Annotated in this window: 5 protein-coding genes; 3 read left to right on the top strand and 2 right to left on the bottom strand. The window is 72.8% G+C overall.

The features are described 5' to 3' along the window. Positions 1-118 precede the first annotated feature (118 nt). Positions 119-2,683 (bottom strand): aminopeptidase N, encoded by a 2,565-nt coding sequence (gene pepN / locus ACFU7Z_RS33710; RefSeq protein ID WP_380781716.1) that lies wholly within the window; start codon positions 2,681-2,683, stop codon positions 119-121. Between the two features lie 226 nt (positions 2,684-2,909). On the opposite strand from pepN, the gene ACFU7Z_RS33705 reads away from it, so the two are divergent. Further along, positions 2,910-3,542 carry a DsbA family protein gene (locus ACFU7Z_RS33705; RefSeq protein ID WP_049648961.1) on the top strand — a complete coding sequence of 211 codons (633 nt, stop codon included), beginning with the start codon at positions 2,910-2,912 and terminating at the stop codon, positions 3,540-3,542. Positions 3,543-3,608: 66 nt separating this feature from the next. On the opposite strand, the gene ACFU7Z_RS33700 is transcribed toward ACFU7Z_RS33705, so the two are convergent. Beyond that, entirely contained in the window at positions 3,609-5,036 is a 1,428-nt protein-coding gene (locus ACFU7Z_RS33700; protein WP_117487765.1) for an amino acid permease, read from the bottom strand. Positions 5,037-5,302: 266 nt separating this feature from the next. Here ACFU7Z_RS33700 and ACFU7Z_RS33695 point away from each other — a divergent pair, with 266 nt between their 5' ends. Both ACFU7Z_RS33695 and ACFU7Z_RS33690 read left to right on the top strand, forming a co-directional pair. Next, a complete protein-coding gene (locus tag ACFU7Z_RS33695; protein WP_074000683.1) occupies positions 5,303-5,902 on the top strand; it encodes a biotin transporter BioY in 600 nt (199 codons plus the stop codon). Positions 5,903-5,981: 79 nt separating this feature from the next. Then, positions 5,982-6,467 carry a ribose-5-phosphate isomerase gene (locus tag ACFU7Z_RS33690; RefSeq protein WP_049648958.1) on the top strand — a complete coding sequence of 162 codons (486 nt, stop codon included), beginning with the start codon at positions 5,982-5,984 and terminating at the stop codon, positions 6,465-6,467. The last annotated feature ends 130 nt before the right edge of the window (positions 6,468-6,597 follow it).

Below are 6,597 nucleotides of genomic sequence, written 5' to 3'. Positions count from 1 at the left end.
CCGGTGTAGTCGGCGTAGTGGCGGGGGTTGTCGGCGAGCCGGTAGTAGCCGGGGTTGGCCCACGGCCTTTACCGCGTACGGCTGTCGCGGCGCGGTCGGTGCGGCGTACGGCGGCCCGTCAGATCCGGTCGCAGGCCTGCGCCCGCAGCGCGCGGGCCAGGTCGTCCCGGCGCTCCAGCACCAGGCGGCGCAGCGCCGGCGCGGCCTGCGGGTGCCCGGCCAGCCAGCCGTCGGCCTCGGCCAGGGTCTGCTCGGAGGCCTGGGCGAGCGGGAAGAAGCCGCCGACGATCCGGATCGCGATCTCGATGGTCCGGTCGGCCCAGACCCGCTCCAGCAGCTTGAAGTACGGCGCCGCGTAGAGGGCCGTCAGGTCGCGCTGGGAGGGGATCGAGAAGCCCCCGGTGTTGGCCTCGACCAGGGCGCTCGGCAGCTCGTCCGAGTCGATCACGGCCGACCAGGCGGCGGCCTTGGCCTCCGCGGTGGGCCGGGCGGCCAGGCACTGGGTGTGGTGCCGCTTGCCGCTCGCGGTGTTGTCGGCGGCCAGCTCGGCGTCGAGCTCCTCGTCGGCGGCCTGGCCGGCCGCGGCCAGCGCCAGCCACAGCGACCAGCGCAGGTCCTGGTCGACCTCCAGGCCGTCGATCCGGGCGCTGCCGGACAGCAGGCCGCGGACCAGGCCGAGGTGCTCGGCGCCGCCCGCGGTCTGGGCGAGGAAGCGGGCCCAGGCCAGCTGGTGGTCGCTGCCGGGGACGGCCTCGCGCAGCTCGCGCAGGGCGCCGTCGGCGAGCAGCCGGCCGCCCTCGCCGCGCCAGGCCGGGTCGGCGTACAGGTCGACGGCGGTCTTGGCCTGGGCGTGCAGCGACTGGAGCACGCCGATGTTGCCCTCCTGGCCGGCGAAGCGCAGCACCAGGGCGACGTAGTCGCGGGCCGGCATCAGGCCGTCCCGGGTGAGGTTCCAGACCGCGGACCAGGTCAGCGCCCGGGCCAGCTCGTCGCGGATCTCGCCGAGGCCGGCCCGCAGGTTCTCCAGCGACTCCTCGTCGAAGCGGATCTTGCAGTAGGTCAGGTCGTCGTCGTTGAGCAGCACCAGCGCCGGGCGGGGCAGGCCGGCGGCCTCGGTGACGACGGTCCGGGCGCCGGTGACGTCCAGCTCGATCCGCCCGGTGCGGACCAGGGCGCCGTCCGCGTCCCGGTCGTACAGGCCGACCGCGATCCGGTGCGGGCGCAGCACGTCGCCGTCCTGGAGCACGGCCAGCTCGGTGATCCGGCCCTCGGCGTCGGTGGTGACCTGCGGGGTGAGCGCGTTGACCCCGGAGGTCTGCAGCCAGGCGGCGGCCCAGGCCTTGAGGTCGCGGCCGCTGGTCTCCTCCAGCACCTCCAGCAGGTCGCCCAGCTCGGTGTTGCCGAAGGCGTGGCGCTTGAAGTAGCGGCGGGCGCCCTCGAAGAACGCCTCCGAACCGACGTACGCCACCAGCTGCTTGAGGACGGAGGCGCCCTTGGCGTAGGTGATCCCGTCGAAGTTGAGCTTGGCGTCCTCCAGGTCCCGGATGTCCGCGGTGATCGGGTGGGTGGTGGGGAACTGGTCCTGCCGGTAGGCCCAGGCCTTGCGCTGGTTGGCGAAGGTGACCCAGGCCGAGGAGTAGCGGGTGCGGGCGCCGATCAGGCCGTAGGAGCCCATGAAGTCGGCGAAGGACTCCTTCAGCCACAGGTCGTCCCACCAGCGCATGGTGACCAGGTCGCCGAACCACATGTGCGCCATCTCGTGCAGGATGACGTTGGCCCGGGCCTCGTACGCGGCGTCGGTGACCTTCGAGCGGAAGACGTACTCCTCGCGGAAGGTGACGCAGCCGGGGTTCTCCATCGCGCCGATGTTGTACTCGGGGACGAAGGCCTGGTCGTACTTGCCGAAGGGGTACGGGTAGTCGAACTGCTCGTGGAAGAAGTCGAGTCCGAGCTTGGTGACGCCGAGGATCTCGTCCGCGTCGAAGTACGGGGCCAGCGACTTGCGGCACATCGCGGAGAGCGGGATCTCCAGCGCGGTGCCGTCGGCCAGTTCGCGGCGGTAGTGGTCGCGGGCGACGTGGTACGGGCCGGCGACGACGGCGGTGAGGTAGGTGGAGATCGGCCTGGTCGGCGCGAACTCCCAGGTGCGGGCGCCGTCCTGCTCGGTGACGTCCCCGTGCGGGGCGTTGGAGCGCACGTCCCAGGCGGCCGGGGCGGTCACGGTGAAGGTGAACGGGGCCTTCAGGTCGGGCTGCTCGAAGTTCGCGAACACCCGGCGGGCGTCGGCCGGCTCGTAGTGGGTGTAGAGGTAGGTCTCGCCGTCCACCGGGTCGACGAAGCGGTGCAGGCCCTCGCCGGTGCGGCTGTAGGCGCAGTCCGCCTCGACGGTCAGCACGTTCTCGGCGGCCAGGCCGTCGACGTGCACCCGGGCGCCGTCGTAGGCGGTGGCCGGGTCGAGGGCGCGGCCGTTGAGGGTGACCGAGCGGACGGCGGGGGCGAGCAGGTCGAGGAAGGTGTCCGCACCGGGCTGGGAGCAGCGGAAGGTGACGGTGGTGGTGGAGCGGAAGGTGCCGGCCTCCCGGTCCGGGGCCGAGGTCACGTCCAGCCGGACCTGGTAGCCGTCCACGGCCAGGATGCTGGCCCGCTGCTGCGCCTCGTCGCGGCTGAGGTTCTTGCCCGGCACGGCGGTACTCCTTTGTCCGGCTCGCACGGTGGTGCGCCTGTGGGTGGTGCGGTCTCGGCGCGGGGTGTGCCCCGCGCACGCGGGGTCATCCTTTCACGCCCCGCGGCGTCAGTACCATTGCACAGGCCGCCGCGTTCGCACCGGAATCAGCGGTGCGGGGCGGGTGTTGGCGTTCCCGGGGCGGAACTCCTCCGTGTCCCGGACCACCTCACGAAGGGCACCCGCAGTGACGACTGCCGCTGAGCGCAAGACCGCCGACTTCTGGTTCGACCCGGCCTGTCCGTGGGCGTGGATGACCTCCCGCTGGCTGATCGAGGTCCAGCAGGTGCGTCCGGTCGACGTGCGCTGGCACGTGATGAGCCTGTCGGTGCTCAACGAGCACCGGGACCTCCCGGAGAACTACCGGGAGCTGCTGGACAACGCCTGGGGCGCGGTGCGGGTCTGCGTCGCCGCCGCCGAGCAGCACGGGCCGGAGGTGCTCGGCCGGCTCTACACCGAGCTGGGCGTGCGCTTCCACAACCAGGGCCTGCCGCAGAACCGGGAGACCGTCGAGGCCGCCCTGGTGGCCGCGGGCCTGCCCGCCGAGCTGGCCGGCGCGGCCGACACGGACGCGTACGACGAGGCCCTGCGCGCCTCGCACCAGGAGGGCATCACCCTGGTCGGCGAGGACGTCGGCACCCCGGTGATCGCGGTCGAGGGCGCGGACGGCGAGCGGGTGGCCTTCTTCGGCCCGGTGGTCACCCCCGCCCCGAAGGGCGAGGCCGCGGCCCGGCTGTGGGACGGCACCCTGCTGGTGGCCTCCACCCCGGGCTTCTACGAGATCAAGCGCACCCGTACGGCCGGCCCGTCCTTCGAGTAACGGCGCCGGACACGCGGCAGGGCCCGGTACCGCTCGGTACCGGGCCCTGCCGCGTGCGCGGGGAGGTCAGCGGAGTGCGGCGGCGTCCCGGCGCTGCTTGAGCAGCCCGGCGACGGTGAGCGCTGCGACCAGCACGCCGGCCGCGTACAGCTGCTGGCGGTTGCCCTCGGTGGTGGTCATCAGGGCGAGGATGCCGGCCACGGCGGCCATCGCGATCCAGGTCAGGTACGGGTAGCCCCACATCTTCACGGTGAGCAGCTCGGGGGCCTCGCGCTCCAGCCGGCGGCGCATCCGCAGCTGGACCACGCAGATGAACAGCCAGACCACCAGGATCGCCACGCCGGTGGTGTTCATCAGCCAGGTGAACACGGTGTCCGGCCAGAACTTGGCGGCCAGCACGGCGCCGAAGCCGAACAGACAGGAGGCCAGGACGGCTCTGCGCGGCACCCCGCCGCCGACCTTGGCCAGCGCCTTGGGGCCCTGGCCGCGGCCGACCAGCGAGTACGCCATCCGGGAGGCGCCGTAGATGTTGGCGTTCATCGCGGACAGCAGCGCGACCAGCACCACCACCTGCATGATCAGTCCGGCGGCGGGCACCCCGAGGTGGCTCAGCACGGTGACGTACGGGCCGTCCGCGACGACCTTCGGGTCCTTCCAGGAGACCAGGGTGACCACCAGGGCCATCGAGCCGATGTAGAAGATCGCGATCCGCCACACCGCGGTGCGCACGGCGTTGGCGACGTTCTTCTTGGGGTCGTCGGACTCGGCGGCGGCGATGGTCACGGTCTCCAGACCGCCGTACGCGAAGACCGAGGCGAGCAGGCCGACGATCAGCCCGCTGACGCCGTTGGGCAGGAAGCCGCCCTCGCCGGTGAGGTTGTGCGCGCCGGGGGCGCCGGGGCCGATCACCCCGGCGATGCCGAGCCCGCCGAGGACCAGGAAGGCGATGATCGCGGTGATCTTGATGGCGGCGAACCAGAACTCGAACTCGCCGAAGTTCTTCACCGCGGTGAGGTTGCTGGCGCAGAAGAAGGCCATGAACAGGGCGACCCAGACCCAGGCGGAGACGCCGGGTATCCAGCCGTTGACGATCTTCCCGGCGGCGGTGGCCTCGGCGGCGACGCCGCAGCAGAGCATCACCCAGTACATCCAGCCGGCCGTGATCCCGGCCCAGGGGCCGATCTCCTTCTCGGCGTGCACCGAGAACGAGCCGGAGGCGGGGCGGGCGGCGGACATCTCACCGAGCATCCGCATGATCAGCATGACCAGGAGGCCGGAGAGCACGAACGCCAGGATGATCGCCGGGCCGGCGGCCGCGATGCCGGCGCCGGAGCCGACGAAGAGGCCGGCGCCGATCACGCCACCGAGGGCGATCATGGACAGGTGGCGCTGCTTCAGGCCGTGGGTGAGCTGCTGGCCACCCGGCGCCGGGGCCGCGGCCGGTCGGGTGCCGTCGGGGGTCCCGGGCGCCGGAGGGGCGGAAGTGGGGGCCATAGGGGTGGTTCCAGACTGTGCGGTATGCGACATGAGCTGTCCAATATCCGGCGCCGCCGCTGTCCATGCCAAAGATGATCGGTTCGGGCCCAGTATGCGGACCATGCCGAAACCCAAAGTGATCATGTTGTGACCAGGGGTTGTCCCGAGTCGGTTCCGACAACGCCCGAGGGCGGGGGTTTGTCCGAAACCGTGCCGTTCGCCCAGTGGATCACCGCGTAGGTTCACAGGTGTTCACTCACCTGGACTCTCACGGAGGAGCCCCGATGGCCACTGCCACCACCCCGATACCGCGCCGCGCCGTCCTCGCCGACCTGCTGCCCGCCGCCTCCACCCGCCTCGGCGCCCAGGCCCGCGACCTGGCCCTGGTGGCCGGCGGCGCCGCGCTGACCGGCGTGGCCGCCCAGCTGTCGGTCAACGTCCCCGGCTCGCCGGTCCCGGTCACCGGCCAGACCTTCGCCGCCCTGCTGGTCGGCACCGCGCTCGGCACCCGCCGCGGCGCCGCCTCGCTGGTGCTGTACCTGCTGGCCGGCATGGCGGGCCTGCCCTGGTTCACCGGCGGCGCCACCGGCTGGGCGTTCCCGACCTTCGGCTACGTGCTCGGCTTCGTCGTCGCCGCCGCCCTGACCGGCGCGCTGGCCCGTCGCGGCGCCGACCGCACCCCGGTCAACACCGCCGTCACCATGGTCCTCGGCAGCCTCGCCATCTACGCGGTCGGCGTCCCGTACCTCGCCCTGTCGCTGCACGTCCCGCTCGCCCGCGCCGCCGAGCTCGGCCTCTACCCGTACCTGGTCGGCGACGCCCTCAAGGCCGCCCTCGCCGCCGGCGCCCTGCCGCTGGCCTGGAAGCTGCTCGGCCGGCGCTGACCACCCCCGCCGCGCCGACCGCTCCCCGCCGGCGCCCCCGTTGTCGGGCCCGGGCGCACGCGCATGCCACACTCATGGCATGCGCGTGTACCTGGGCTCAGACCATGCCGGATACGAACTGAAGAACCACCTCGTGGAGTGGCTCAAGGGGGCCGGCCACGAGCCGGTCGACTGCGGGCCGCACATCTACGACGCCGAGGACGACTACCCGCCGTTCTGCCTGCGCGCCGCCGAGCGCACCGCCGCCGACGAGGACGCCCTGGGCATCGTCATCGGCGGCTCGGGCAACGGCGAGGCGATCGCCGCCAACAAGGTCAAGGGCGTCCGGGCCGCGCTGGCCTGGAGCGCGCAGACCGCCGAGCTCGGCCGTCAGCACAACAACGCCAACGTGATCTCCATCGGCGGCCGCATGCACACGGTCGAGGAGGCCACCGGCTTCGTCGAGGTCTTCCTCAAGACCCCCTACAGCGGCGAGGCCCGGCACACCCGCCGGATCGAGATGCTGAGCGAGTACGAGACCACCGGCGAGCTCCCGCCGATCCCGGCCCACCACCCGCAGGGCTGATCCCGCCACCCACCCTCTCCGGCGGCCGGCCGCACGCTCCCGTGCGGGCGGCCCGACCAGGTGCCGGTGGCCCCGCCCAAGGAGTGGGTGGTGGGGCTGCGCGGCGAGCGTGCCGAGGTGGCGCGCGCCC

The sequence above is a fragment of the Kitasatospora sp. NPDC057518 genome (assembly GCF_042802075.1).
Classification (GTDB): domain Bacteria; phylum Actinomycetota; class Actinomycetes; order Streptomycetales; family Streptomycetaceae; genus Kitasatospora.
The sequence above is the reverse complement of the archived record's forward strand: the minus strand, read 5'-3'. Positions and strand labels throughout refer to the sequence as shown.